This is a genomic window from Tepidimonas taiwanensis (assembly GCF_020162115.1).
In the GTDB taxonomy this organism is placed as follows: domain Bacteria; phylum Pseudomonadota; class Gammaproteobacteria; order Burkholderiales; family Burkholderiaceae_C; genus Tepidimonas; species Tepidimonas taiwanensis.
In genome coordinates this window covers 939,268-965,107 of sequence record NZ_CP083911.1, presented here as the reverse complement: position 1 = coordinate 965,107, position 25,840 = coordinate 939,268, and the positions used below count along the sequence as shown (strand labels likewise).

General features: G+C 67.3%; 20 protein-coding genes, 1 pseudogene and 1 riboswitch. Of the genes and pseudogenes, 9 read left to right on the top strand and 12 right to left on the bottom strand.

The window, feature by feature from the left end; genetic code table 11:
* Nucleotides 1-65: 65 nt before the first annotated feature.
* The 5 genes from ispD to LCC91_RS04425 all read right to left on the bottom strand — a co-directional run bounded on the left by ispD (nt 66) and on the right by LCC91_RS04425 (nt 4,753).
* Nucleotides 66-1,304 carry a 2-C-methyl-D-erythritol 4-phosphate cytidylyltransferase gene (ispD, locus tag LCC91_RS04445; RefSeq protein ID WP_224441022.1) on the bottom strand — a complete coding sequence of 413 codons (1,239 nt, stop codon included), beginning with the start codon at nt 1,302-1,304 and terminating at the stop codon, nt 66-68.
* 7 nt (nt 1,305-1,311) lie between these two features.
* The gene (locus LCC91_RS13920; protein ID WP_390612140.1) at nt 1,312-1,713 is read right to left on the bottom strand and encodes a GGDEF domain-containing protein; all 402 of its coding nucleotides are present in this window, start codon (nt 1,711-1,713) and stop codon (nt 1,312-1,314) included.
* A 58-nt stretch (nt 1,714-1,771) separates the two neighbouring features.
* Complete coding sequence (locus tag LCC91_RS04435; RefSeq protein WP_224440884.1) at nt 1,772-3,268, bottom strand: IS5 family transposase; 1,497 nt, start codon at nt 3,266-3,268, stop codon at nt 1,772-1,774.
* An 83-nt stretch (nt 3,269-3,351) separates the two neighbouring features.
* Entirely contained in the window at nt 3,352-3,936 is a 585-nt protein-coding gene (locus LCC91_RS04430) for a nitrogen regulation protein NR(II) (RefSeq protein ID WP_143898547.1), read from the bottom strand.
* On the bottom strand, nt 3,923-4,753 hold the full coding sequence (locus tag LCC91_RS04425) for an alpha/beta fold hydrolase (protein ID WP_082007632.1): 831 nt from the start codon (nt 4,751-4,753) through the stop codon (nt 3,923-3,925). The genes LCC91_RS04430 and LCC91_RS04425 overlap by 14 nt, the downstream gene beginning before the upstream one ends.
* A 258-nt stretch (nt 4,754-5,011) precedes the next feature.
* Between LCC91_RS04425 and mfd the strand changes: the two genes are divergently transcribed.
* The 3 genes from mfd to serB are packed head-to-tail and all read left to right on the top strand — an operon-like array spanning nt 5,012 to nt 9,880.
* A complete protein-coding gene (mfd, locus tag LCC91_RS04420) occupies nt 5,012-8,500 on the top strand; it encodes a transcription-repair coupling factor (protein ID WP_143898549.1) in 3,489 nt (1,162 codons plus the stop codon).
* Nucleotides 8,497-9,117 carry a YitT family protein gene (locus LCC91_RS04415; RefSeq protein ID WP_043701956.1) on the top strand — a complete coding sequence of 207 codons (621 nt, stop codon included), beginning with the start codon at nt 8,497-8,499 and terminating at the stop codon, nt 9,115-9,117. Before mfd ends, LCC91_RS04415 begins: the two co-directional genes overlap by 4 nt.
* Before the next feature lie 46 nt (nt 9,118-9,163).
* On the top strand, nt 9,164-9,880 hold the full coding sequence (serB, locus tag LCC91_RS04410; RefSeq protein ID WP_043701953.1) for a phosphoserine phosphatase SerB: 717 nt from the start codon (nt 9,164-9,166) through the stop codon (nt 9,878-9,880).
* Nucleotides 9,881-9,957: 77 nt separating this feature from the next.
* Here the strand turns inward: serB and LCC91_RS04405 are convergent, their stop codons facing one another.
* A complete protein-coding gene (locus LCC91_RS04405; RefSeq protein ID WP_143898550.1) occupies nt 9,958-11,328 on the bottom strand; it encodes a TrpB-like pyridoxal phosphate-dependent enzyme in 1,371 nt (456 codons plus the stop codon).
* A gap of 45 nt (nt 11,329-11,373) precedes the next feature.
* On the opposite strand from LCC91_RS04405, the gene LCC91_RS04400 reads away from it, so the two are divergent.
* The 5 genes and pseudogenes from LCC91_RS04400 (at nt 11,374) to LCC91_RS04380 (ending at nt 17,871) form a co-directional block, all read left to right on the top strand.
* Nucleotides 11,374-11,913: a redoxin family protein gene (locus tag LCC91_RS04400; RefSeq protein ID WP_143898552.1), complete on the top strand. Its 540-nt coding sequence runs from the start codon at nt 11,374-11,376 to the stop codon at nt 11,911-11,913.
* Between the two features lie 37 nt (nt 11,914-11,950).
* Complete coding sequence (locus tag LCC91_RS04395) at nt 11,951-13,573, top strand: ATP-binding protein (RefSeq protein ID WP_224441021.1); 1,623 nt, start codon at nt 11,951-11,953, stop codon at nt 13,571-13,573.
* A gap of 244 nt (nt 13,574-13,817) precedes the next feature.
* Nucleotides 13,818-17,342 (top strand): class I SAM-dependent DNA methyltransferase, encoded by a 3,525-nt coding sequence (locus LCC91_RS04390; protein WP_052231634.1) that lies wholly within the window; start codon nt 13,818-13,820, stop codon nt 17,340-17,342.
* 47 nt (nt 17,343-17,389) lie between these two features.
* Nucleotides 17,390-17,638, top strand: a pseudogene (locus LCC91_RS04385) (ribbon-helix-helix domain-containing protein).
* Entirely contained in the window at nt 17,635-17,871 is a 237-nt protein-coding gene (locus LCC91_RS04380; protein WP_052231633.1) for a type II toxin-antitoxin system RelE/ParE family toxin, read from the top strand. Before LCC91_RS04385 ends, LCC91_RS04380 begins: the two are co-directional and overlap by 4 nt.
* A gap of 122 nt (nt 17,872-17,993) precedes the next feature.
* On the opposite strand, the gene LCC91_RS04375 is transcribed toward LCC91_RS04380, so the two are convergent.
* The 4 genes from LCC91_RS04375 to LCC91_RS04360 all read right to left on the bottom strand — a co-directional run bounded on the left by LCC91_RS04375 (nt 17,994) and on the right by LCC91_RS04360 (nt 20,673).
* Entirely contained in the window at nt 17,994-18,203 is a 210-nt protein-coding gene (locus LCC91_RS04375; RefSeq protein ID WP_143897838.1) for a hypothetical protein, read from the bottom strand.
* A complete protein-coding gene (locus LCC91_RS04370; protein ID WP_224441020.1) occupies nt 18,200-19,003 on the bottom strand; it encodes a hypothetical protein in 804 nt (267 codons plus the stop codon). The genes LCC91_RS04375 and LCC91_RS04370 overlap by 4 nt, the downstream gene beginning before the upstream one ends.
* Before the next feature lie 391 nt (nt 19,004-19,394).
* Nucleotides 19,395-19,946 carry a GNAT family N-acetyltransferase gene (locus tag LCC91_RS04365; RefSeq protein ID WP_052231632.1) on the bottom strand — a complete coding sequence of 184 codons (552 nt, stop codon included), beginning with the start codon at nt 19,944-19,946 and terminating at the stop codon, nt 19,395-19,397.
* A complete protein-coding gene (locus LCC91_RS04360; RefSeq protein ID WP_224441065.1) occupies nt 19,939-20,673 on the bottom strand; it encodes an acyl-CoA thioesterase in 735 nt (244 codons plus the stop codon). Before LCC91_RS04360 ends, LCC91_RS04365 begins: the two co-directional genes overlap by 8 nt.
* 202 nt (nt 20,674-20,875) lie before the next feature.
* A riboswitch (cobalamin riboswitch) is annotated at nt 20,876-21,100 on the bottom strand.
* A gap of 298 nt (nt 21,101-21,398) precedes the next feature.
* Here LCC91_RS04360 and LCC91_RS04355 point away from each other — a divergent pair.
* On the top strand, nt 21,399-22,412 hold the full coding sequence (locus tag LCC91_RS04355) for a helix-turn-helix transcriptional regulator (RefSeq protein WP_143897844.1): 1,014 nt from the start codon (nt 21,399-21,401) through the stop codon (nt 22,410-22,412).
* Here the strand turns inward: LCC91_RS04355 and LCC91_RS04350 are convergent.
* Together LCC91_RS04350 and LCC91_RS04345 are read right to left on the bottom strand one after the other, a co-directional pair.
* Nucleotides 22,358-24,409 carry an HIRAN domain-containing protein gene (locus LCC91_RS04350; RefSeq protein WP_052231630.1) on the bottom strand — a complete coding sequence of 684 codons (2,052 nt, stop codon included), beginning with the start codon at nt 24,407-24,409 and terminating at the stop codon, nt 22,358-22,360. The genes LCC91_RS04355 and LCC91_RS04350 overlap by 55 nt on opposite strands.
* 214 nt (nt 24,410-24,623) lie before the next feature.
* Nucleotides 24,624-25,826: an aminotransferase-like domain-containing protein gene (locus LCC91_RS04345; protein ID WP_043701792.1), complete on the bottom strand. Its 1,203-nt coding sequence runs from the start codon at nt 25,824-25,826 to the stop codon at nt 24,624-24,626.
* Nucleotides 25,827-25,840 lie beyond the last annotated feature (14 nt).

Below are 25,840 nucleotides of genomic sequence, written 5' to 3'. Positions count from 1 at the left end.
GGGAGCGGAGGATTCAAGACAGAATCGTGCCGGATCTGTAGGGTGATCAACCCGCGGCGCGCAGGTCAACGTGGAGCAGCCGACCGACCGACGAGGACCACCGCCCGCGCCTCGATCGAAAGGCCCTGCCCCACCGGTCCCAGCCGCTCGGCGGTCTTGGCCTTCACATTGACCGCATCGGCGGGCACGCCCAGACAGCGCGCGATGTTGGCCTGCATCGCCGAGCGGTAGGGACCGAGGCGCGGCGCTTGGGCGATGACGGTCGCGTCGACGTTGACGGGCTGCCAGCCGCGTTCCCGCACCGCGGCGGCCGCTTCGGTCAACAAGCGCAGGGAGTCTGCGCCGCGGAAACGGTCGTCCGTGTCCGGAAACCACGTCCCGATGTCCCCCAGCCCCGCAGCGCCCAGCAACGCGTCCGTCACCGCGTGCAGCAACGCATCCGCGTCCGAGTGTCCCAGCAAACCCTTGTCGAATGGGATCTCCACCCCACCGAGCATCAACCGACGCCCCGGCACGAGCGCGTGCACGTCCCAGCCCTCGCCCACACGCCAGCGCGGCGCATCGTCCGCGCGCAACATCGCCTCGGCCACGATGAAATCCTCCGGGTAGGTGAGCTTCACGTTGTGCGTGCGGCCGCGCACCAGCCGCGGGCGGCCGCCGGCGCGCTCGATCGCGCTGGCCTCGTCGGTGATACCGGCAAAACCGCTGGCCGCGTGCGCCTGCAGCGCCGCACGCAGCGCCCCCAAGCGGAACATCTGCGGCGTCTGCGCCAGCCACAGATCGTCCCGGGGCACGGTGCGCTGCACGCGCCCCTCGGCGTCGGCCTGCTTGAGCGTGTCGGCCAGCGGGACCGCGAGCAGCCCGCCGACCGGGTCATCGATACAGGCGTCGATCAGCGCCTGGATATCCGCCGGCTGCACCAGGCAGCGCGCGGCGTCGTGCACCAGCACCCAGTCGGTATCGCGCGCACCTGCCTGGGCGAGTGCCACGAGCCCGTTGTGCACGCTCTCGGCCCGCGTCGCGCCGCCCACGCGCCAGACCCGCACGCGCTCACCGTCACCCACCGGCGTCTCATCGTCCGGCGCCAGCACGACCCCGATGCCGGCCAGCCCCGGTACCGCGGCGAGTGCCGCGAGCGTGTGGTCGATCACGCGCCGCCCCGCCAGCCGGTGGTACTGCTTTGGCCCCCCGAGCCCGGCGCGGCTGCCCTGGCCAGCTGCAACGACCAAGGCGAAGCGCCGCGGCAAGGCATCCTCCGACGATGAGCCCCACCCGACCATATTGTTCTTGACTATGGCGTACATCCCCTCATTATCCCGACTGATCGGCAGCTCCATCAGTCGACAGACCAAAATCACCGTGATCAACTCGGGTGCAATTGCGCCCGGCCTCCTTGGCCCGATATAGCGCGCGATCGGCACACCTGAGCATGCCGCGCAGGTCTCCGGTAGCTTCCCCTCCCGTCGACACCGCCACCCCAATACTCACTGTCACGCGGCTTTCACCATCCGGTAGGCGAATCGCACTAACACGGTCATGCACTTTGCGGGCGATCTTGAGGGCGGCATCTACGCTCGCATCCGGCAGCCACAGCGCGAATTCCTCGCCACCCAAGCGCACCACGGTGTCGCTACGGCGAACACAATCTCTCATGCAGCCAGCCAGACGCACCAGCACCTCGTCACCGATATCGTGACCAAATTTATCGTTGATTTTTTTGAAGTAGTCGACATCGATAAGCAGTAAGGCGTCGTCCCTGAAAAATTCATTTTCACGCCGCCCTTAGCCGCAGCTGGGCAGGGTTGGCGCCACTGGACTCGGTTGGCCGCCGCTGGGCGAGCCACCGGCCGATGAGGCGCACGGCCGCAATGAGGCGCAAAAAAGCTCGCCTCAAGAAGGGCACGCCCTTCTTCGTGATCATGCGCAGCAGCCAGCGGATGTTGTAGCCCGCCGCGCACAGCACCGCGTGCAGCCGGTCACCCTGCTCGCCCTTGAGGTGGCACCTGTCCATGCGGTGATCCTGCTTCAAGTGCCCGATGACCGGCTCGATGGCCTGGCGGCGCTTGAGCAGCTTGCGCTCCTGCTGCGTGAGGCGCTTGATCTTGCCGCGGTGCACCAGGCGCACATCCGCAATGTCGGCTTCCACCCCGCGGTAGCCCAGATCGGCAAACGCTGTGCTGGGCTTGATGCCAGTGTCCTGCATCAGGATCGTGGCCTGCTCCAGCTGCGCTTGCAGCGTGTGCCCGTCGTAGGGGTTGCCATGGAAGGCCCGGGCTGCGACGATGAGGCTGTGCTTCAGGGTGCTGGCAATGCCGACCTTGACGCCGAACTCGTAAGGGCAGCGGGCCTTGCCCTTGTTGATGCACTCCACCTCCGGCGCGTGCCAGGCGTAGAGCTTTCGAGTCCCGTCGGCGGTCTTTCGGTTGGCAGTCTGCGCCACCAGACGCGCCGCCTTGTTGAGGGTGTGGCCAAGAGCACTCTGGATGGCCTGCCCCAGGCGGCTGGCCTTGCGCTCGATCTCGCGCTGCAGCCTGGCCACGATCGTGCGCTGGCGCTTGATGACCCGGCGCATGCGCGCAAACTGCCGCGCGTGCGCATAGCGTCCTGCCTTGCGGGCCAGCTCCTTGCCTTCCTTGGCAAAGGTCTGCTTCAAGGCGATGCCGGCGGCCTTGGCCGCCTCCACCAGCTTGGTGCGTGCCGTCTCCAGCAGCCGGCTGTCGGTGGGGTGCGCCACCGCCTTGGGTTGTACGGTGGTGTCCACCACCACGCGCTTGAGTTCCTGCGGCTTGATGAGTCCGGTTTCCACCGCCACGTTGATGGTCTGCGCCAAGAGTTCTTCCACGCCTTCTTCGCCCAGCAGCCGGCGAAACTTCACCAGCGTCGTGGCGTCGCACGGCCGGCGATGTTCAAAGTACGCCCGCCCCGAGAAGAACTGCCATGTGGGGGTTTCGCCCCAGCGCTCGACCACCCCTTCGTCCGACTCGTTGAAGGCGTGCTTCAGATACAGCAGCGCGATCATCACGCGCAGCGGCACGCGGGGTCGGCCTGCGTTGGACGCCCGAGCTGCGCGCACCGGAGATTCGCCAAAGAGGTCCAGATCGGGCATCGCGACACCTGCGCGCGCTTTGCGCATGAACAGGTGCGACAGCCTTGCTTCCAACTCCTGCCACGGCATGCGTGAGGACAACACCGCCAGCGGATGGCGCAGGTCGATCATCTGATCGAGCCGGGCGCGGAAGAAGTCCTCGGTGGCGGGGCAGGCAAACATCGCAAAACTCCCAGAAAACGGCGCATCAGACCATCAAATCTGGGGGAAATTGTACTCGCAAACAGACAATAACACAAGAAAAATCATGCTGTTATGAATATTTCAGGGGCGACTAAGGCACCGTCGCGACGCTTCCCGTTACCGACCACCGAATGCAAACTGTGCACAAACGCTTTATCCAGCGCACGCCGGTTGCCCAACCCGGTTAGCGGATCGGTTCGCGCGAGCGTGTCGAGCCGCCAGTTTTGGACCCTCAAGGTCTCCGTCAAACGCTGCGCCTGCGCTTTCGCTTGAATCAGCTCGGATTCAAAACGGGCTCGCTCAGTAGCAGGAAACAACAACCAAACAAACCACTGACCTGCACCGTCTGACATCGTCCTTGCGCTGACAAAGCACGGCCATGGCTCGCCTCCCACGTGCTCCATCGGCGCGTAACACTCATCGATGCGTCCCATCCGCCGCAAGAGGGGCCACAGGTGCGTCTCCAAGAATATCGCCGCGGGCTGACTGAAAATCGTGCCCAGATACGCCCCGCGCTGAGGAGCCGTTTTGATGGCGTGGCGTACCTCGCCCCAGACTTGCTCGATCCGCCCGTCGCTATCGGTCCTCACTACCAAGGCGGGCAGGGCGTCCAGTACGGACGAAAACAATTGCTCAGACCGACGCAAATCGCTGCCTCATGGCGTCAATTACCAGGTCGGGGTGACTCATGTGCGCAGCGTGCCCCGCTACATCCAATACCCGTAGCGTCGCACGGGGCATCTGCCGCTGCAGCCAATCGCCCACCTCCAGCGGAGCGAGCAGATCATGCCGATGCTGCAAAATTAGCGCCGGGGTCTGCACGAGGATAGCCTCCCGACGGTTATCTGCAAAGAACGTAGCTCGCGCAAATATCCTCGCCACTTCCTCATCCATGGCACAAAACAGAGCTTCCAACCGCTTTGCAACGGGCTGTCCACCCCCTTCACCCGCCACCATGGGCGACAGCACCGGCTGCCAAGCCAAAGGGTTGCGCTCCATCAGATCCAGCAGCCCCTGCAAGTCTTGCCGGTCGAAACCGCCGCGATAGTCAGGGAGGGCATTAAGAAAGCATGGGTTGGGGCCGATGAGAATCAAATCGCGAAACAAATCGGGGGCCCGAATTGCCGCCAGCATGGCGATGCTGCAACTGACAGAATGGGCAACCAGAACGACACCTTCAGGCGCGCCAAATGCCCGGCACACATTGATGAGATCGTCCGCATAGCCAGCAAGCGTTCGATGGCGCCCGGGCTCAAAAGCTCGCGGATCGGCGCTCCCGGTTCCCGGGTAGTCAAAAAACACCTGACGGTGCGTCCGGATAAAACCTGGTGCCACATCCGCCCACACTGCCTGATTGCAGCCAAAACCGTTGGCGTAGACCAGCGTGGGACCCGCCCCCAAAACGTGCACAGCGTAGCGGCGCGCGACCCCGTCTTGATCGTCGTAGACGACGGCGTCTCTCATGTTATGGCTCTTATCGGTGATGGCTCAACGGCGGAACGGTACTATTGTTCCGACACGGCTCTATTTCACATCTCCTGCCTTCATCACCGCTGTGGAGCACTGCGGGGGGCACACAACATATCTGCGTGTCGAACCGGTGTAAAAGTATAGCGTCGCGACTGAACCGCCTCAATAAGGCTGACGCATCACCCAGCCACAGGCCGCAGTGGCGACTTGGCGCAGTCAGACACATCGGTGACGCCTAGAATGCAGCCCCTCATGGACCTTCCACGCCTCACCCCCGGCAAGCGTTTTGCCTCGCCGCGTCCCGCCCCGTCGGGCGACGCGCTGCTGCTGGCCGCGCTTGCCGCGCGCGAAAAAGCCGCCGGCCGCCCCATGGCCATCGTCACGGCCGACGCTGCCGATGCGCAGCGGCTGCTCGCCGAGCTGCCGTTTTTCGAGCCGGGCTTGCGCTGCGCGCTGTTTCCGGACTGGGAGACGCTGCCCTACGACAGTTTCTCGCCGCACCAGGATTTGATCTCCGAGCGGCTGGCCACGCTGTGGCGCATCCAGCAGCGCAAGGCTGACGACGGCGCCGATGTCATCCTGATCCCGGCCACGACGGCGCTCTATCGCCTCGCGCCGCCGTCGTTTCTGGCCGCCTACACCTTTCACTTCAAGGTCGGCCAAAAGCTCGACGAGGCGAAGCTGCGCGCGCAGCTGACGCTGGCGGGCTACCAGCACGTCACGCAGGTGGTCAGCCCCGGCGAGTACGCGGTGCGCGGCGGACTCATCGATCTCTTTCCGATGGGCGCGCCGATGCCCTACCGGGTGGACCTGTTCGACGACGAGATCGACTCCATCCGCACCTTCGACCCGGACACGCAGCGCAGCCTCTACCCGGTGCCGGAAGTGCGCCTGCTGCCCGGGCGCGAGTTCCCGATGGACGAGGCGGCGCGCACGCGCTTTCGCGCCCGCTGGCGCGAGCTGCTGGAGGGCGACCCGACCAAGAGCCGGCTGTACAAGGACATCGGCAACGGCGTGGCCACGGCCGGGATCGAATACTACCTGCCGCTCTTTTTCGACGAGACGGCCACGGTTTTCGATTACCTCGGGGACGACGCGGCGCTGGTGCTGCACGGCGACCTCGACGACGCGTTCCAGCGTTTCTGGCAGGACACGCGCGAGCGCTACCGGCTCGTGCGCGGCGACCCCGACCGCCCCGCCCTGCCGCCGGAAACGCTGTTCCTCACACCCGAGGCGTTCTACACCCGCGCCAAGCCCTACCCGCAGTGGGCGCTGCGCCCCGCGCCCGCCACCGAGGCCCTGAACACCTGGGCGAGCGTGATCGGCGCTTTGCCCGATCTGGCCGCCCAGCGCGGGGCTGACGATCCGCTGCGCAAGCTCCACGACCACCTGCAGCGTACCCCCGCGCGGGTACTGATCCTGGCCGAAAGCGACGGGCGGCGCGAGAGCCTGCTCGACTTTTTGCGCGCCAGCCGCCTCGATCCGCCGGTTTTTGACGACCTCGCGGCCTTTCGCGCCAGCGCCGAGCGCGTCGGCCTGACCACCGGGCCGCTCGCGGCCGGCTTTGCGTGGGCGGAAGCGGGCATCGAGCTCGTCACGGAAACCGAGCTCTTTGCCGCCGGGCCGACGATGCGCCGCCGCCGCAAGCAGGAGCAGGTCAGCGACGTCGAGGCGCTGATCAAGGACCTGAGCGAGCTGCAGATCGGCGACCCCGTGGTGCACGCGCAGCACGGCATCGGCCGCTACCGGGGTCTCGTCAACCTGGACCTGGGCGAGAAAAACCCCGACGGCACGCCCGCGCTGCAGGAGTTTTTGCACCTGGAATACGCCCAGGGCGCCACGCTCTACGTGCCGGTGTCGCAGCTGCACCTGATCAGCCGCTACACGGGCGTGAGCGCCGAAGAGGCCCCACTGCACCGCCTGGGCAGCGGCCAATGGGAGAAAGCCCGCCGCAAGGCGGCCGAGCAGGTGCGCGACACCGCCGCCGAGCTGCTCGACGTCTATGCCCGCCGCGCGGCGCGCGAGGGACACGCCTTCCGCTTCGACGCGCAGGCCTACGAGGCGTTTGCCAACGACTTCGGCTTCGAGGAGACGCCGGACCAGCGTGCCGCCATTCACGCGGTCATCCAGGACATGGTCAGCCCGCGGCCGATGGACCGTCTCGTGTGTGGCGACGTCGGCTTTGGCAAAACCGAAGTCGCGCTGCGCGCCGCCTTCGTCGCGGTCATGGGCGGCAAGCAGGTGGCCTTCCTCGCCCCGACGACGCTGCTGGCCGAGCAGCACTACCAAACATTGGTGGACCGCTTCGCCAAGTGGCCGGTGCGCATCGCCGAAATGAGCCGTTTCCGCACGAGCAAGGAGATCACCGCCGCGCTCAAGGGGCTGGAGGACGGCAGCATCGACATCGTCGTCGGCACGCACAAACTGCTGAGCGAAAAGACGAAATTCAAAAACCTCGGTCTGCTCATCATCGACGAGGAACACCGCTTCGGCGTGCGCCACAAGGAGGCGATCAAGGCGCTGCGCGCCGAGGTGGATGTGCTCACGCTCACCGCCACGCCGATCCCCCGCACGCTGGGCATGGCGTTGGAGGGGCTGCGCGACCTGTCGGTCATCGCCACCGCGCCGCAGCGGCGACTCGCGATCAAAACCTTCGTGCGCGAGGAAAACAACGGCGTCATCCGCGAGGCGGTGCTGCGCGAGCTCAAGCGCGGCGGGCAGGTGTATTTCCTGCACAACGAGGTCGAAACGATCGAGAACCGCCGCGCCAAGCTGGAACAGTTGCTACCCGAGGCGCGCATCGCGATCGCCCACGGCCAGATGCCCGAACGGGAACTCGAGCGCGTGATGCGCGACTTCGTGGCGCAGCGCTACAACCTGCTGCTGTGCTCGACCATCATCGAGACCGGCATCGACGTGCCCACGGCCAACACCATCGTCATCAGCCGCGCGGACAAGTTCGGCCTGGCGCAGCTGCACCAGTTGCGCGGGCGCGTCGGCCGCAGCCACCACCAGGCCTACGCCTATCTGCTCGTGCCCGACATCGAGGGGCTGACCAAACAGGCTGCGCAGCGGCTGGAAGCCATCCAGCAGATGGAGGAGCTCGGCAGCGGCTTCTACCTCGCGATGCACGACCTGGAAATCCGCGGCGCGGGCGAGGTGCTGGGCGAAGCGCAAAGCGGCAACATCACCGAAATCGGCTTTCAGCTCTACAACGAGATGCTGGCCGAGGCCGTGCGTGCGCTGCGCGAGGGGAAAGAGCCAGACCTGCTCAAACCGCTGGCGGCCACCACCGAAATCAACCTCCACGCCCCCGCGCTGCTGCCACAGGACTACTGCGGCGACGTGCACCTGCGGCTGAGCTTTTACAAAAAGCTCGCCACCGCCAAGACGAACGAACAGGTCGACCACCTCGTGGAAGAAATCGTCGACCGCTTCGGCAAGCTGCCGCCCGCCGCGCACAACCTCATCGAGGTGCACCGGCTGCGCGTGCTGGCGAGCCGCTACGGCGTCGTCAAGATCGACGCCACGCCCGCACACATCCTCATCACCTTCCAACCCAACCCACCGATCGACCCGATGCGCATCATCGAGCTGATCCAGAAAAACCGCCACATCAAGCTCGCCGGCAACGACCGGCTCAAAATCGAACGCGCACTGGCCGAGCCGTCCGCGCGCGCGCACCTGGTGCGCGACGTGCTGCGCTCGCTCGGTCAACCCATTACCGCGGAGGCGGCATGACGCAAGCCGACGTACCGTTTCCGGTCGCGCGCCACACGTGGTGGGACGACGCCCAGGCGCTGCTCACCGGCACGCTCATCGTCGCGTTGGGGCTGGTGCTGTTCCGCCATGCCGGGTTCGTCACGGGCGGCACGGTGGGGCTGGCGTTTCTTGCGCACTACGCCACCGGATGGCCCTTTGGGGCGCTGGTCTTCGCCATCAACCTGCCGTTTTACGTACTGGCCTGGGTGCGGATGGGGCGCGCGTTCACGCTCAAGACGGTGCTGGCCGTCGCGCTGCTGGCGGCCTTCACCGAGGCCATGCCCCACTGGATCGGGCTGCAGCACCTCGACCCCGTCTTTGCCGCGGCCGCGGGCGGCCTGCTCGTCGGCGTGGGCTTCATCATCCTGTTCCGTCACCGGGCGAGTCTGGGCGGCTTCAACACGCTGGTGCTGTGGCTGCAGGAGCGCTTCGGCTGGCGCGCCGGCGTGGTGCAGCTCATCATCGACGGCAGCATCCTGCTGGCCTCGTGGCCGCTGCTGGATGGGGCGCGGCTGGCGCTGTCCGTGCTGGCCGCCGTGCTGATGAACCTGACACTGGCCATCAACCACCGCCCCGGGCGCTACGTCGCCTTCTGACCCCGCTGCCGGCTACACTCGCGCTGCCTACCTGCGCCGAACCACCATGACCCCACGCACCGAATTCGCCCCGGGCCTGAGCATCCAGGGCATCACCCCGCCGCTGCGTCTGCGCGACTTCAAGCTCATCGCGTTCGACATGGACTCCACGCTCATCAACATCGAGTGCGTGGACGAAATCGCCGACGCCGCCGGTCGCAAGGCCGAAGTCGCCGCCATCACCGAAGCCGCGATGCGGGGCGAGATCGCCGATTACAAGGAAAGCCTGCGCCGCCGCGTCGCGCTGCTGGCGGGGGTCTCCGTCGAACATCTCGAACACGTCTACCGCCAGCGGCTCAAGCTGCACCCCGGCGCCGCGGAACTCGTGCTCGCCTGCAAGGGGGCGGGGCTCAAGGTGTTGCTGGTCAGCGGCGGCTTCACCTTCTTCACCGACCGGCTGCGCGAGCGGCTGGCGCTGGACTTTGCGCGCAGCAACCAGCTGGAAATCGTCGACGGACGGCTCACCGGTCGCCTGTTGGACCAGCACTGGGGCGACATCTGCGACGGTGCCGAGAAGCGCCGCACGCTGCTGCAGGCGTGCGACCTGATCGGCTGCACGCCCGCGCAGGCGATCGCGATGGGCGACGGCGCCAACGACCTGGAGATGATGGCCGCCGCCGGCCTGTCGGTCGCCTACCGTGCCAAGCCCAAGGTGCGCCAGCAGGCGCACATCGCCATCGACATGGGCGGGCTGGACCGGCTGCTCGAGGTCGTGCAGCCCTGACGCCGGCGCCCTGACCGCAGGCCCCGGCGCCGGTCAGCCCTGCGCGCGACCGGGGTCGCGGTCGCGCGCGGGTCGCCTCATGCCGGTTCCGGCACGCTCGGCAGCCCGGCGAGCGCCATCGCCAGCTCGCGCTCGTCGTAGGTCTCGTCCTTGAGCTCGCCGGCAAAGTACTTCTGGTAGGCCGCCATGTCGAAGTGGCCGTGCCCGCAGAGGTTGAACAGGATGGTCTCGCTGCGCCCCTCGCGCTTGCAGCGCAGCGCCTCCTCGATCGCACCCTTGACCGCGTGGTTCGCCTCCGGCGCAGGCACGATGCCCTCGCAGCGCGCGAACAGCACGCCGGCTTCGAAACACTGTGTCTGGGTGTACGCGACGGCTTCGATCAGGCCCAGCTCCTTCAGATGCGACACCAGCGGCGCCATGCCGTGGTAGCGCAGCCCACCCGCGTGGAACGGCGGCGGCGTGAAGGTCGAGCCCAGCGTGTGCATCTTGGTCAGCGGCGTCAGGTGCGCCGTGTCGCCAAAGTCATAGGCGTACCTGCCGCGCGTCAGCGACGGGCACGCCGCCGGCTCCACCGCCACGACGCGTGGCCGCGCGCCACCGCGCAGCCCGTGGCCGATGAACGGAAACGCGATGCCCGCGAAGTTGCTGCCCCCGCCGGTGGCGCCGACGATCACATCCGGCCACGCGTCGGCCATCTGCAGCTGCTCCATCGCCTCCAGGCCGATGACGGTCTGGTGCAGCAGCACGTGGTTGAGCACCGAGCCCAGCGCGTATTTGGTGTCCTCGCGCTGTGCGGCCAGTTCCACGGCCTCGGAAATCGCGATGCCCAGGCTACCCGGATGGTCCGGCCGCTGCGCCAGCACGCGCCGGCCGTACTCGGTCTCGGTCGAGGGCGACGGCAGGCAGCGCGCGCCATAGGTCTCCATCACCGCGCGACGGTACGGCTTCTGGTCGTAGCTGACGCGCACCTGGAACACCAGCACCTCCAGCCCAAAGAGCTGGCCGGCAAACGACAGCGACGTGCCCCACTGCCCGGCGCCGGTCTCGGTCGTCAGCCGTTTGGTGCCGGCCTGCGCGTTGTAGAACGCCTGCGGCACCGCGGTGTTGGGCTTGTGGCTGCCAGCGGGGCTCACGCCCTCGTACTTGTAGAAAATCTTGGCCGGCGTGCCGAGGGCCTTTTCCAGTCGGTGCGCGCGGTACAGCGGCGCAGGCCGCCACAGGCGGTAGATCTCGCGCACGGGCTCGGGGATCTCGATCTCGCGCTCGGTGCTGACCTCCTGCAGGATCAGCTCCATCGGAAACAGCGGCGCCAGATCGTCCGGCCCCACCGGCTGCAGCGTGCCCGGGTGCAGCACGGGCGGCGGCGCCTTCGGCAGGTCGGCCGCGATGTTGTACCAGAACTTGGGCAACTGGGATTCGTCGAGCAGGTACTTGGTCGGGGTGGTCATGGGGTCTCCTCGGGCACGCAACCGGCGGGCCCGCGACAATGTGGCATGGCATTCACCCGACAAACCTTACGCTTACGCGAGGCGGCGCTGACCGTGGCCATGGCCGTCGGCGTTTTCCTGGCCGTGCAGGCATGGCAGACGCGCGATGCTTCCCCCCACTGGCAGGGCCCACCCACGCTGGCGTGGGTGCTGCCCGACGGCACGCAGGGGCGCGGCACGCTGCAGGACCTGCGTGCCCAACTCGGCATCCCGCCGCAGGTGCCCATCGCGCTGCATGTGTGGGCCACCTGGTGCAGCATCTGCCGCGCCCAGGAAAGCACCGTCACCGCCCTGGGGCGCGAGCACGCCGTCGTCACGCTCGCCACCCGCTCCGGCGACGCGCAGGCCGTTCAACGCTACCTGCGCGAGCGCCGCCTGCCGTGGGTCGCCCTCCTCGACCCCGACGGTGCCATCGCCGCCGCCCACGGCTGGCGCGCCGTGCCGGTGTTCGGTGTCCTCACCGCCGACGGCGCGCTGCGTCACACCACCGTCGGCTACACCACGGGCTGGGGGATGCGCCTGCGGCTGTGGTGGGCGCGGCCATAATCGTCGGCGTCCGCCGCGCTTCCCTTCCGTGCACGCCATGAAGACCTTCAACACCGCCGGCCCCTCCAAGCCGGATCTGCATTACATGCTCGATCCGCTGGCGCGTATCGACTTGGCCGAACTCGAATCGCTCATCGATGCGCAGCGCTACTTCGTGCTGCACGCGCCGCGCCAGACCGGCAAGACCACGGCGCTGCTGGCGCTGATGCACCACCTCAACGTCCAAGGGCGCTATCGCGCGCTCTACTGCAATATCGAGGCCGCGCAAGCCGCCCGCGGCAACGTTTCAGAGGGCATGGCCGCCATCGTCAACGCGCTGGCCAGCGCAGCCTCGGTCTACTGGCGGGACGAGGCGGCGGCGCAAACGGCGCGCGCACGCCTGCACGAAGCCGGTGCCACCGACTGGGTGCGCGCCACCCTGGAAGCCTGGAGCCGCCACAGCCACCGACCCATCGTCCTCTTCCTTGACGAAGTCGATGCGCTGGTGGGGGATACGCTCATTTCGCTGCTGCGGCAAATCCGCGCCGGCTATGCCCAGCGCCCCGAGGCCTTTCCGCAAACCGTGGTGCTGTGCGGCGTGCGCGACGTGCGCGACTACCGCATCCACTCCGGCGGCGAGATCATCACCGGAGGGTCGGCCTTCAACATCAAGGCCGTGTCGCTGCGCTTGAGCAACTTCTCGCGCGCCGAGTGCGAGCAGCTTTGGCAGCAGCACGAGGCCGAGACGGGTCAGCGCTTCGACCCAGCGATCTACCCGGAGCTGTGGGCCGACACCGAGGGGCAGCCGTGGCTGGTCAATGCGCTGGGGCATGAGCTAACCTGGAATATGCGGGAACTCAGGGACCGCAGCCAGCCCATCACGTTGACGCACTACTGGCAGGCACGCGAGAACCTCATCCAGTCGCGCGCCACGCACCTGGATCAGCTCACCGACAAGTTGCGCGAGGCGCGGGTGGCGCGCATCGTCTACGCGCTTCTTCAGGGTGAGCCGGTGCAAGAGCGCTTTCCCACCGATGACGTGCAGTACGTCGAGGACTTGGGGCTGATCGCCTCTCGCCCACAGATCCGCATTGCCAACCGCATCTACCGCGAGGTCATCCCGCGCGAGCTGACGTGGACCATCCAGACCGTGTTGCCGTATGAGCAGCCGTGGTATGTGCGCCCCGACCGGCGGCTGGACATGCCGAAGCTGCTCGCCGGGTTTCAGCAGTTTTTTCGTGAGCACTCGGAGGCGTGGATCGAGGGATTCGACTACAAGGAAGCCGGCCCGCAGTTGCTGATGCAAGCCTTTCTGCAAAGAATCGTCAACGGCGGCGGGCGCATCCAGCGCGAGTACGGCCTGGGCCGGCGCCGCACGGACCTGCTGATCGAGTGGCCGCTGGATGAGCAGCAGGGCTTTTTCGGCCCGGTGCAGCGGGTGGTGATCGAACTGAAGCTCTACCGCAAGGGCAGCCTGGATGCGCTCATCGCCGAGGGGCTCACCCAGACCGCCGACTACGCCGACAAAGCGGGGGCGGACGAGGCGCACTTGGTCATCTTCGACCGTCGCCCGGGCATCGCGTGGGAAGACAAAATCTGGCAGCGCAGCGAGACGGTCAGCCGCACACCCGACGGCGGCAGCGACGCCGGGGCGCGCACCATTGGGGTGTGGGGGTGTTGAAGCAGAGCGGGACATTGCGTGATGGCCAATCCCAAACAAACGCTCCAGCCCAAACTCTGCACAACTTCGCACAGCCCAGCCCGCATCGTCGCCACTCACGCCGTTGGGCCTTTGTAGGTTGGGCGAAGAGGATTTCACAGGCTTTCCCTTGCGCCGGTAGCCGCTGATCGAGTCTGGTTGCGTACGGCCCGCAACGACGCATCGCGGTGCCTCTGAACCGTTAGATTGATACCGCCCCCTGACCATGAACGCGCCGAGCGCCATCTCCGCCTTCATCACCCGTTGGCAGGCCGCCAGCGGCTCCGAACGCGCCAACTACCAGCTCTTTCTCACAGAACTCACCGAAGCGCTGGGCCTGCCGCGCCCGGAACCGGCAAGCGACGATACCCGGGACAACGCCTACGTCTTCGAGCGGCGCGTGGACATCGCCCACGCCGACGGCAGCGTCACACGCGGGTTCATCGACCTTTACCGGCGCGGTTCTTTCGTGCTGGAAGCCAAGCAAACCGGGCTGGAGCTGGATTCGGGCGGCTGGGACCGCGCCATGCTGCGCGCGCACGCGCAGGCCGAGAGCTACGCCCGGGCGCTGCCCGCCGAGGAGGGCCGCCCGCCCTTCATCGTCGTGGTGGACGTGGGCCGCTCGCTGGAGCTGTACGCCGATTTTTCCCGCACCGGTGCCACGTACGTCCCCTACCCCGATCCGGCGCACCACCGCGTGCGGCTCGCGGACCTTGCCGACCCTACGATACAGGAGCGGCTCAAGCTCCTCTGGCTCGACCCGCTCAAGCTCGACCCTGCCCGCGAATCCGCCCGGGTAACGCGCGCCATTGCCGACCGGCTCGCCCAGCTGGCGAAATCCTTGGAGGCCGCCGGACACGATGCGCAGCGCGTCGCGCACTTCCTCATGCGCGCGCTCTTTTCCATGTTTGCCGAAGACGTGGGCCTCTTGCCGAAACAAGACGGCGTGGGCGCCTTCACCGGGCTGTTGCAGAGCGTGCGCAACAAGCCCGGGGCGTTTGTCCCGGCGCTCACCCTTTTCTGGCAGGCAATGAACCAGGGCGGGTTCGACGCGCGGCTCCTGGCCCCCATTCGCCGCTTCAACGGCGGGCTCTTCGCCGACCCGGACGTGATTCCGCTCACGCGCGCGCAGATCGACGAACTGCTGGATGCCGCGCGCGCCGACTGGCGGCAGGTGGAACCGGCCATTTTCGGGACGCTCCTTGAACGCGCGCTCGACCCCCGCGAGCGGCATCGGCTCGGTGCCCACTACACCCCGCGGGCGTATGTCGAGCGGCTGGTGCAGCCCACCCTGATCGAACCCTTGCGCGCCGAGTGGCAAACCGTGCAGGTGGCGGCCAGCCACTACTTCGCGCAGGGCAAGCCCGACAAAGCGCGCGCCGAGGTCGAAGCCTTTCACCGGCGGCTCTGCCACGTGCGCGTGCTCGACCCGGCGTGTGGCAGCGGCAACTTCCTCTATGTGGCGCTGGAACTGATGAAGCGGCTCGAGGGCGAGGTATTGAACCTTTTGGCTGATCTCGGCGACACCCAGGGGCGGCTCGCGATGGCCGGTGTCACCGTCGATCCCCACCAGTTCCTGGGGCTGGAGATCAACCCCCGAGCGGCGGCCATTGCCGAACTGGTGCTGTGGATTGGTTATCTGCAATGGCACCACCGCATCCACAAGGGGCTCAATGACCTCCCTGACCCGGTGCTGCGGGACTTTCACAACATCGAGCACCGCGACGCGCTCATCGACCACGACGGCGTCGACTACGAGACCGACGAGGCGGGCCGCCTGCGCACCCGCTGGGATGGCGTGACCACCAAGCCCCACCCCGTTACCGGTGAGCCGGTGCCCGATGAGACCGCGCAAGTGCCCATCGAGCGCTACCGCAACCCGCGTCCGGCGGCGTGGCCCGAAGCCGACTTCATCGTGGGGAACCCGCCGTTCATCGGCAACAAACGGATGCGCCTTGCGCTGGGCGATGGCTACGTGGAGGCGCTGCGCGCTGCCTATCCGGAGGTGCCGGAGAGCGCCGATTTCGTGATGTACTGGTGGCACAAGGCCGCGGAGGCGGTGCGGCAGGGAAGAGCGCGCCGCTTCGGTTTCATCACCACCAACAGCGTGACGATGATCTTCAACCGCCGCGTGTTGGAAGCCCATTTGAACGCGCCGCAAACGCCGCTCAAGCTCGCGTTTGCCATCCCCGACCACCCGTGGGTCGACGCAGCGGACGGGGCCGCCGTGCGGATTGCGATGACGGTGGGGGCGGCGGACGTGGACGAGGGCGAGTTACAAATCGCCACAATCGAGGCTCCCAAGTCGAAGACCTTTTTGAATGACACGCACCTGACGAGCGGCCAGTTCCTCACGCGCGGTAGTCAGGATGTGGACACCTACGACATCCGCGTCACGTCGCGCCGCGGCATCATCCACCCCGACCTCACGATCGGTGCGAACGTAGCCGGGGCCACGGCGTTGCGATCAAACAACGGCATAAGCTACCGGGGTGTCATCCCACACGGCGCAGGCTTCATCGTCACGCCCGCCGAGGCCGAAGCGCTCGGCTTGGGCCGGGTGCCGGGGCTGGAGCAGCACATCCGGGCCTACCGAAACGGGCGCGACCTCACCGACCGGCCGCGCGGCGTGATGGTGATCGACCTCTACGGCCTCACCGCGGACGAGGTGCGCAGCCGCTACCCGGCGGTATTCCAATGGCTGTACGAGCGGGTAAAGCCCGAACGAGACCACAACCCACGCAAAACGCGCCGTGAACACTGGTGGCTGTTCGCCGAATCCCAACCCAAGATGCGGAATTCCATGACCGGGATCCCCCGCTACGTCGCCACCCCCCACGTCGCCAAACACCGCTGCTTTCAGTTTCTCGACAGTACCATCCTGCCCGATGACAAGTTGATCGCCATCGCCCTCGACGACCCCTTCGCGCTGGGTATCCTCTCCTCCCGGCTGCATGTGGCGTGGGCACTCGCGGCGGGCGGCACGCTGGAGGATCGCCCGGTTTACAGCAAAACCACGTGCTTCGAGACCTTCCCCTTCCCCGACGCCGACACGGGGCTCACCGCCGCGCTGCGGGCGCGCATCGGGGAACTCGCGGAGGCGATCGACGCGCACCGCAAACGCGTGCTCGTCGAACACGAAGCGCTGACGCTGACCGGCCTCTACAACGTGCTGGAGAAACTGCGCGCGGGCGACCCCCTCACCCCCAAGGAGCGCGCCATCCATGAAAACGGCCTCGTGTCGGTGCTCCAGACACTCCACGACGAGCTGGACGAAGCGGTCTTTGCCGCCTATGGCTGGGGCGATCTCGCCGCCGAGCTCGTCGGGCGGCCTGGGGCGACGACGCCGTTCAAGGCGAAGTCCCCTGAACAGGCGCAAGCGGAAGAGGAGCTGCTCACCCGAATCGTCGCCTTGAATGCGCGCAGAAGCGCCGAGGAGGTGCAGGGGCTCGTCCGCTGGTTGCGGCCTGCTTATCAAAACCCGGCGGGTGCCGCCGCCATACAGACCAGCGCCGGGCTGGAGGCCGAAGCCGACACCACCCCCGCCGTGACCGCCTCGCTTGCCTGGCCCAAGACCCTACGCGAGCAGATCGCCGCCGTGCGCGCACTCGTCACCGCCACGCCACAGTCGGTCGAGGCGCTCGCGGCGCGTTTTGCCAAAAAGCCCGTCAAGACCGTGGCGGCGGTACTCGCCGCACTCGCCGACCTGGGGTTGGCGGTGGAGACAGAGAACGGCTGGCGGGTGGGGTAGCGGCACGCTTTTCGACAAACTTTGCCAACGGTCGCAAAGTGATTGATATGAGCACGATGAACATCTCCTTGCCCGACGTGCTCAAGGCCTTCTAGGACAAACAGGTCAGAGAGCGCGGCTATGGCTCCAGCAGCGAATATCTGCGCAAGCTGATCCGCAAGGAACGGGATCGCCAGCAGCTGCGCCAGCTCCTGTTGGCCGGCGCCAGCTCGCCACCGGCACAGGAGGCCGACGACGCCTATTTCGCCCGCCTGCGGCAGCGCGTCAAACAGGCGGCAGGTACCCGTTCGGTGTGAAGTCCATCGTCCCGCGCGAACAAGCGCTGCGTGACGTCGATGACGCCATCGCGTATTACCTGTGCGAAGGCGGGGAGGCGCTGGCGCTGAATTCCATCTACGCCCTCGAATGCGCCTACGCGCGCATCCGCGCGCACCCGGCCACCGGCTCATCGCTTTTAATGCCTTTTATGGCAGCAGCGCTGGCTGCGGTGCCTGTTGCGCTTTGGTTTGGGGCGCAGCAATCGCCTTGACCGTCGCGCTCGTCCTGACGTTTTTGCTCTGGCCGCTGATGGCCGCGGCGCGTGGCTTGGTCGATGGGCTGATCCAGATTCTTGGCTGCTGCTTACCGCCTGAGTTGCCACGGCGCGTGCGCTCAAACCATCGCCAAGGCGAGCATGAGCACTAACGCCCACCAACCAAGCACCGTGGCCAAGGAGGCCAAACCGCGCTGTCCGGTTACCAGAACGATCACCATCGGCGGCAGAAAGAGAAACGCTACGAAAAGCCACTGCGCCCAAGCGTGTGCGGAGACAAAGGCAAAAAGAGTTTCGAGCATGCTGGGTTGCGCAGGCGTAGCGCTCATTCATCGTCCCCCCAGGCAGAGCCGATCCACAGCCCAACGAGCAGCGGCAGCAGCCAGTTCGACGCGGGTTGACGCTTGATGGGAGGGATGCGCCGCACAGACGCATGCCGTGGGGGTGGTTTGCGCGCAGCGAGAGACGCCGCGCGTCGCAACCGCGCCTGCTCGCGTTGCTGGGGTGACATACCCAAGCCCACTAGCCAGGCTGAGAAAAATCCCAGAATCGCCGCGGCAAGAAACGGCAAAGGGGTCAAAAACAACAGCCCATACATCAGCACCGCAAAGACAAAGCCCCAGAGCCAGCCTGCCGCGTCGACGCTTGTCAGCTCCACCCACAGCACGACGAATCCCACGCCGTACCAAAGCCACATGTGGCTGTCCGCCTGTTCGCAAGCGTAATCGAACGCTGTGGGCCCCGGTTGATCCCTCGAGGACACGATCAGCCCTTGGCAACGACAAGGTTGTTGTGTTGCGGGTGCGAGTGCATCGAGCTTGCGTTGCAGTCTTCGATACCAGGGCCGTCGGCGAATGAACCGATCCCACCCCTGCCACAGCGCCACGAGATTCGATAGATACCAGCGGCGCGGCGTGGGTTTTCGCTGCCACGGCCGCTTGGCCCACCTGCGCCACAGCGCCTCCGCCCCCATCGACGCGAGGCACAGCGGTACCAGCAACGCCCACGGAAAGCGTAACAACGCCGCCAGCAAGACGAGCGCTCCCACGATCCCTGCCGCCACAATGAGGCAGGCCAGCGCGTAAAACACATCCACCGTCGCATCCGCTGCCGGGTCGAGCAGCAGCACCACCCACCACAGCGGCACTTGCGCGTAGACCCACCCCTCGGCGTGCGCCGGAAAGCGCCGGCGCAGGAAGCGCCGCCAGGGAAATGGCTGCATGCCCACATCGGTCATCATCCGCCCCTTCAAAACATCCGCCACCATGCGGACGCAAACCGTGGTGCCCGTCGCGGCCGGCGCGGTGGTCGTTGGCACACCGGAGGCTGCTTAGGTCAGCCCCCGATGGTTGGGCAGTATGCGGGAGGCAGTGGCGCAAAAACCGAGCCTGTGTGGACTGACCATCCCGCACGCCCGTCACGCCACGTCCTGATGAAGGCCCTGCATGGGCAGCCCGCACGGTCGTGACCTGCACACCGTATGCAAGGCGTGTGCGGTGACGCCCGGCCCAGTGTGCCCCTCATCCGTGATGGCACGCCGTGCCGCGAGGGACCGTATCCGTTACCACGCCCATCCCCATCGAGGCCAAGAGATCGGTCAGCGCCTGCCGTGACCACCCCGAGAGGTATACGGCTGCCGATGCAGCGTCCACCTGCGCACACATCCCCAAGCGCCTGGCGAGCGCGAACACGGCGGGATGCCCGTGTTGAAACAAAAGCCGCCGGCAATGCGCCATCCGATCGTCCACCAGCGCCGTGGCCAGCAATCGCGTCGCCAGCCCCTGTCGCCGCAGCAGCGGCAGCACAGTGATCGCAACCTCCACCGTGCCAGCAGTCGCCGTCTCCGTCGGCAACGGCGCGAGCTGCAACGCCCCCACCAGCGCGTCCTCTGCCGCCCACCACGCCCCCATCCAGCCGTCGCGCTGCCAGTCGATCCGGCGCACCCAGCGCAAGACGGCCGTATCGGTGAGCCGATGCCCAAAGCGCGCGTAGCGGTCGTCGCTGTCGAGCGCCAGCAAATGGATGCCCAACGCGGCAGTGTGGTGGTGCCCCAGCCAGGCGATCTCAATCATCCGTGGCCACATACACCAGGTTGGCCGAGGTGCAAAAGCGGCGCTGACCGGTAGCCGGGTGCTCCGCCCACATGCGCGCCCTGACCCGCACCGAGCGCCGCCCCACACCGCAAACCCGAGCATCGACCTCGACAACGTCACCCACATGCGCCGGTGCGACAAAGCACAAGCGCTCGCTGCTGGCAAGCACGACGCTGCGCCGCAGGTGTCGGCTCGCTGCGATAAACCCCGCTTTCGCGATCCATTCCATGGCCGCTCCACCGTGCAAAATGCCGCGGTGGTTGGCATGCCCCGGAAAAACAATTTCGGCCACACGCACCGCAGCGGGTGCGCCATCTCCATCCGCCTCGGCCACGTCAGCCACCCCACTGCCCGTGGCAAGGGCAGCATCGGCCGCAGCCCCTTCGCTATCGGCGCGGCGCACCATGGTGAAGTCACCCACGATGCAGACGTTGCGCTCGCCGCTGAGCGCATCCTCCGTCACCAAACGGGTGTGGATCAGCGCTGATCGCCCGCCACGCCGACCCACTCGGGCCCGACACTCGATGAGTTGCCCTGTCGGGATGGGGGCACGAAAATCCAACCGCGACACCGCCGCGGTCACCACCGTTCCCCGCAGCGCACGGCTGCCCATGATGAAAGCCAAGCGATCGAGCATAGCCAGCGCCGCCCCACCAAACAAGGTACCGTGGTGGTTGGACTGCTGCGGCCAAACCAGATCGAACACCGTCAAGACCGATTGCGCCGCGACACCGGGCTCGGTGACAGTACACCGAGCACCCGCGGCCAGTGACAGAGTTGACATCACACCTCCTATCGCAGGAGGCGGGGGACGCGTCAGAACGCGCGCAGCATAGGCTGCACGAACACCGCCCGCGCATGGCAGGCCGCGTGCATCGTTCTTGTTCCGGGACACCCCGCCCAGACACAACACTTCACGCCCATGGGCAGGTCTCCTGGCTCTCGGGTCATCACCTTACGCCTGTCTTCCCGGCACGCTGGCCAGTGACATGCAGCGGCGTCAGGCTCGCCGATCACAGTTGCGGGGGCAGCCACAGCTTCGGCGCTCTTTGGGAGGCCCCATCGAAACACCGTCCTGTCGTTCCCTTTTCATTCTCGCTGTCGTGCGAGAAACCCATTGGCAGTACCAGTTTAGCAGGCAACGCGCCCAACTGCCACCCCTCCTTCCTCGACCCGAACCGCTCGCAAAGGCACTGCCCGATGGGTGGCATCCTTCACCCCTCCTGCGGCTCGGCATGAGCGATGCGACCGCCGCAGCCATGTCTGCATGACACCGCCAGCGCGTGCGTACCAGCGTCGCTGCAGCCCTACCGGCCGACTGCCCCCAACCCGCTCGTGCGTGTACGATGCCGCGCTGCAGGGTTCGGAAAGCACGCCTCGACCGCCCGACCACCCGCGTTTTCGCTTGCTACCCGTGCCTGAGGCCCGACGATGAACCGCACCGAGCGCTTCTACCGCATCGACCAGTTGCTGCACGAGCGGCGCGTCGTGCCGCTGCGCGTCTTTCTGGAGACGCTGCAGGTCTCGCGCGCCACGTTCAAGCGCGACTTGGAGTACATGCGCGAGCGGCTGCACGCCCCCATCGTGTGGGACCGGCAGGTGCGCGGCTACCGCTTCGGCCCGGCTGACGATGGCCCGGTGTATGCCCTGCCGGGGCTGTGGTTCTCGAGCGGCGAGTTGTACGCACTGCTGGCCGCGCAGCGCTTGCTGGCCGAGTTGGAGCCCGGCATTTTGAGCGCCCACATCGCGCCGCTGCAAGCGCGCTTGTCGGCGCTGTTGGAGCTCGGCGGCCACCCTGCACAAGAGGTTGCGCGCCGCGTGCGCATTGCGTCGATGGCGCGCCGCCCCGTCGCTCCCGAATGTTTTACGGAAGTGGCACTGGCCGTCATGAAGCGCCAACGGCTGGAAATCGACGCCTGGAACCGCGAGCGCGACGAGGTCAACACGCGCGTGGTGTCGCCACAGCGCCTGGTGCACTACCGCGACAACTGGTACTTGGACGCCTGGTGCCACTGGCGGGAGGCACTGCGCAGCTTTGCGCTGGACACCATCCGCGCGGCTCGCCCGCTGCGCCAACGCGCCCGCGAGGTCCCGCAGACGCGCCTGCAGGCGCACTACGAAAGCAGCTACGGCATTTTTGCCGGCAAACCCAAGGGCCGCGCGGTGCTGCGCTTTTCGCCCGAGCGGGCGCGTTGGGTGCGCAGCGAGATTTGGCACCCCAACCAACAGGGGCGGGACCTGCCCGGTGGCGGCTGGGAGCTCACCATCCCTTATGCCGATGCGCGCGAGCTGTTGATGGACATCCTGCGCCACGGCCGACACGTCGAGGTGGTGGCCCCCGCGTCACTGCGCATCGCCGTGACTGAGGAGATACGGCAGATGGTCCACTCTTACGGCGAGTTGGGTACAACCGGGGATGGCGCCGTCCGCCCGGCCGGTGCATGAACCGTCACTCGCGACGACGCGCCCTCCCTCGCGGTCGATTCCGGCCACGCCACCACGATGGCGACATGTTCGTGTGCGGGCAGGGACGGGTCGACGTCGTCCACCCAGGCGCGCAGCGGCACACCGGCGTCGAGCGCCGCCGCCACATCGCGATTGACGCGCCGCGGGATATAACCCAGCGTCACGTCGCCCCAGTCGATGCGCACGGCCAGCGGGTCGTGGGGATTGTCCGGCTCGCGCACCAGGCGCACGGCGTCGCCCACCCCGAGGCGGGCCAGACAGTAGCGGCCCGGCCGATAGAGCAGCCCCGCAACGGCCGTGCGCAGCCGCCGGCCCAACCCGGGGCCCGCAGGCGCGTGCGCCGACCAAAAAGCCAGCGCGCCTTGCAGCTCCTGCTCACTCTGACGATCCAGGGGTCGGATGGGGTCCGGCGTCGGTTGCGGAACCAGTGCACGGGATTGGCTACGCTGTGCCCGCACTGCTTGTGCCAACCGTCGTCGGACCGCCATTGTCGCCTCGGCGTTGAGCGCCTCCTCCAGCTGCTGTGCCAGGGCCTGGATCGTGTCGCAGGCAGGCGCGTTACGCGGTCCGCGACAGTCGTGCCATTCGTAAAGCGGCGGCTCGGCGTCCGCGTCGAGTTCAAAGCTGGCGGTCGCCCGCTCTCCATTCGTCGCCTGCAAGCGAAAAAACCGCATCCCCTCCCACGCGCAGTCCGACCAATAATCGGCGGCGCAGTGCCGCATCGCCTCGCCTTCAGCCCGCAGCGCGTCGGCGGTGGTGAGCTCCTCGGCCTCCCCCAGTGCCGACCGCCAGTGCCCGATCACCGGCTCGACCGCGGCAAGCGATGCCGTTTCGTCTGCGGGGCGCGGCAGCGGTTGGAAACGGTCGACCACGGGCGTTTCGTGCCAGCGCTGTGACGCCGCCAACAAGCGCCGCAGCCCCCAACGGGCCATCCATGCGAGCCCGAGCTCGCCCGCGTCAGGCAGCACCGACACACCTCCACGCTGCACGGCGTGCGCATGCGCCGCACGCAAAAAATCCCACGCATCGCGCAGCGCCAGTCCCAAGTGTGGCCAGCGCTGCTGCAAGGCCCCCCACAGCGCGGCAGGGTCGGGTCCGAGCCCTCTCGCCACCCAATCCGCGTCAGACCGCGATCGCCACCGTACGGGCACCGCGCGCAGATGACTCTCCCACGCTTGCCAATCGGCTTCAGTTCGGGGCCGGGCGTGCGCCGGCAGTGCGTCCAGCAGCCACAGCCACTTCCGGGGAATCGGCAGCGTGCGCCACGGCTGACGCATCAGCGGCAGGCGCACCACGCCGCGCGTCACGCCCCAGTAGCGCGCCAGCGCGCCGACGAGATCGCGCCCGCGATCGATGGCATCCAGCACCTCGGGTGATGCATGCCAACCCGGGGGCGGATCGTCGGCAGACGGCGGATCGAGCACCTCCGCTCGCTCGGGACACAGCAACAACAACGGGGCCACCAGCGGTGGGAACAAGGCCAGTGCCTGTAAGCGATGTGCCCGAACCGTGGGGGACAGCACAGCGAGTCGGCTGTAGTTCTCCGCGCAGCCGAAATAGGCACCGCCTTGCTCCAACCCACCCAAGGTATCCAGCACAGCGCCATCCAGCGCGGCCGCGAATGCCTGTGCCGCACGCGCCATCGGATGGCCCCACGAGACCGACCAGCGCGGCACCGGTACCACCGGCGCCAGCGGCAGCCGCCACGTGTCGTTTACCGGATCGTCGTCGGCGCGCCAGGCCAGCTCGACCAGACGCTCGTCTTCCCCCAGTGATGCCCGCGGCAGCCGCCAGACGCGCAACGCGCCATCCGCCCGCAGCAACCACAGCCAAGCGTACGCCTGTGCCGATTCGCGAACGAACAGCATGTCGGCCGGCACCCAAAGGCGGGCGCGCACGCCCTGCTGTTGCACGGCAGGGGGCGGCGTGACGGCGTGGTCGGACGACGCGCTCGGTAGCTTGAGAACCCGTTCCATGCGCACCAGTATGGAACGAGCATAGGCTCAAAAAATGAGCCCTTCAAGAAAAAGCCTCGCATGGAAAGCCCGTCGAGCGGATAGACCATGCAGCATCGCTCCATCCGCCCATCCCCGACGCCACCGCACTTTCCCCGGGATCAACGCGTCCTGTCTACCGGGGCGGTTTCTACACGCAAGCGTTTGTATTCCGCCACAACCTCAAAGCCACGCATCACTGCGCCGCCGCCAGCGCCACGCCCAAGCGCCGCACGCCCTCACGGATGCGGTCTTCGTCCACGGTGGCAAAGCTCAGCCGCAGCGTCGCCGGGTCGGGGTCACGGGCGAAGAACGGCGCGCCCGGCACGAAAGCCACCCCCTGCTCGATGGCGCGCTGCGCCAACACGCCGCCGTCGGCACAGCGGCCGTTGGCCCCGGTGAGGCGCGCCCACACGAACAGCCCCCCTTGCGGCGGCGCGAAGGTGATGGCCGCGCCGAGCGTGTCGCGCAGCGCCTGCACCATTGCCGCGGCACGCTGCGCGTAGATGGCGCGCACGCGAGCGAGCGTCGCCGGCATGCGCCCGGCCGCCAGGTACTGCGCCGCCGTGGCTTGCGCGAAGGTGCTGGTGTGCGCGTCGCTGAACTGTTTGCACATGGTCGCCTTGGCCAGCAACAGCGGCGGGGCCACCAGCCAGCCAATGCGCAGCCCCGGCGAGAGCACTTTGGACAGGCTCCCACAGTGCACGAGGCACTCGCGGCTGCCAGGGACCTCGGCGCTCAGCGCCAGCAGGCTCTGCGGCGGCGCGGCGTCGAAGTACAGGTCGCCGTACGGGTCGTCCTCCACGATCAGCGTGCGGGTCTGCACCGCCAGCTCCAGCACCCGCCGGCGGCGCTCGCGCGACATCGTCGCCCCGCTGGGGTTGCCGAACGTGGGAATCAGGTACACGAGCTTGGGCCGGTGCTCGGCGATGAGGCGCTCCAGCGCGTCGACGTCGGCCCCCTGCCCGTCCACGGGCACGGTGATCAGCTCCGCGCCGTAGAGCTTGAAGCACTGGATCGTGGCCAAGAACGTCGGCCCCTCGACGATCACCTTGTCGCCGGGGGAGATGAGCGTCTTGCCAATGAGATCCAGCGCCTGCTGGCTGCCGGTGGTGACGATGAGATCGGTGGGGGCCACACCCGTCGCGCCTTTGGCGGCCATGAAGGCCGCCAATTGCTCGCGCAACGGATCGAACCCCTCGGTGGCGCCGTATTGCAGCGCGGCGCCGGGATGAGCGGCCAATGCCGCAAGCGCTGCCTCACGGATGCCCTCGACGTCGAACAGCGCGGCATCCGGGAAGCCCCCGGCAAAGCTGATGATGCCGGGCTTGCCCAACAGCTTGAAGAGTTCGCGTATGGCCGACGTCTCGACGTTGTTGAGCCGATCGGCCAAACGCACGGGCGATGTGGGCT

What these genes read in the sequence shown, in the direction of transcription:
- LCC91_RS04390 (WP_052231634.1), top strand. Translation starts at nt 13,818, where the DNA reads ATGAACGCGCCGAGCGCCATCTCCGCCTTCATCACCCGTTGGCAGGCC.
- mfd (WP_143898549.1), top strand. Translation starts at nt 5,012, where the DNA reads ATGGACCTTCCACGCCTCACCCCCGGCAAGCGTTTTGCCTCGCCGCGT.
- LCC91_RS04400 (WP_143898552.1), top strand. Translation starts at nt 11,374, where the DNA reads ATGGCATTCACCCGACAAACCTTACGCTTACGCGAGGCGGCGCTGACC.
- ispD (WP_224441022.1), bottom strand. Translation starts at nt 1,304, where the DNA reads ATGTACGCCATAGTCAAGAACAATATGGTCGGGTGGGGCTCATCGTCG.
- serB (WP_043701953.1), top strand. Translation starts at nt 9,164, where the DNA reads ATGACCCCACGCACCGAATTCGCCCCGGGCCTGAGCATCCAGGGCATC.
- LCC91_RS04415 (WP_043701956.1), top strand. Translation starts at nt 8,497, where the DNA reads ATGACGCAAGCCGACGTACCGTTTCCGGTCGCGCGCCACACGTGGTGG.
- LCC91_RS04405 (WP_143898550.1), bottom strand. Translation starts at nt 11,328, where the DNA reads ATGACCACCCCGACCAAGTACCTGCTCGACGAATCCCAGTTGCCCAAG.
- LCC91_RS04355 (WP_143897844.1), top strand. Translation starts at nt 21,399, where the DNA reads ATGAACCGCACCGAGCGCTTCTACCGCATCGACCAGTTGCTGCACGAG.
- LCC91_RS04350 (WP_052231630.1), bottom strand. Translation starts at nt 24,409, where the DNA reads ATGGAACGGGTTCTCAAGCTACCGAGCGCGTCGTCCGACCACGCCGTC.
- LCC91_RS04375 (WP_143897838.1), bottom strand. Translation starts at nt 18,203, where the DNA reads ATGAGCGCTACGCCTGCGCAACCCAGCATGCTCGAAACTCTTTTTGCC.
- LCC91_RS04435 (WP_224440884.1), bottom strand. Translation starts at nt 3,268, where the DNA reads ATGTTTGCCTGCCCCGCCACCGAGGACTTCTTCCGCGCCCGGCTCGAT.
- LCC91_RS04395 (WP_224441021.1), top strand. Translation starts at nt 11,951, where the DNA reads ATGAAGACCTTCAACACCGCCGGCCCCTCCAAGCCGGATCTGCATTAC.
- LCC91_RS04425 (WP_082007632.1), bottom strand. Translation starts at nt 4,753, where the DNA reads ATGAGAGACGCCGTCGTCTACGACGATCAAGACGGGGTCGCGCGCCGC.
- LCC91_RS04365 (WP_052231632.1), bottom strand. Translation starts at nt 19,946, where the DNA reads ATGATTGAGATCGCCTGGCTGGGGCACCACCACACTGCCGCGTTGGGC.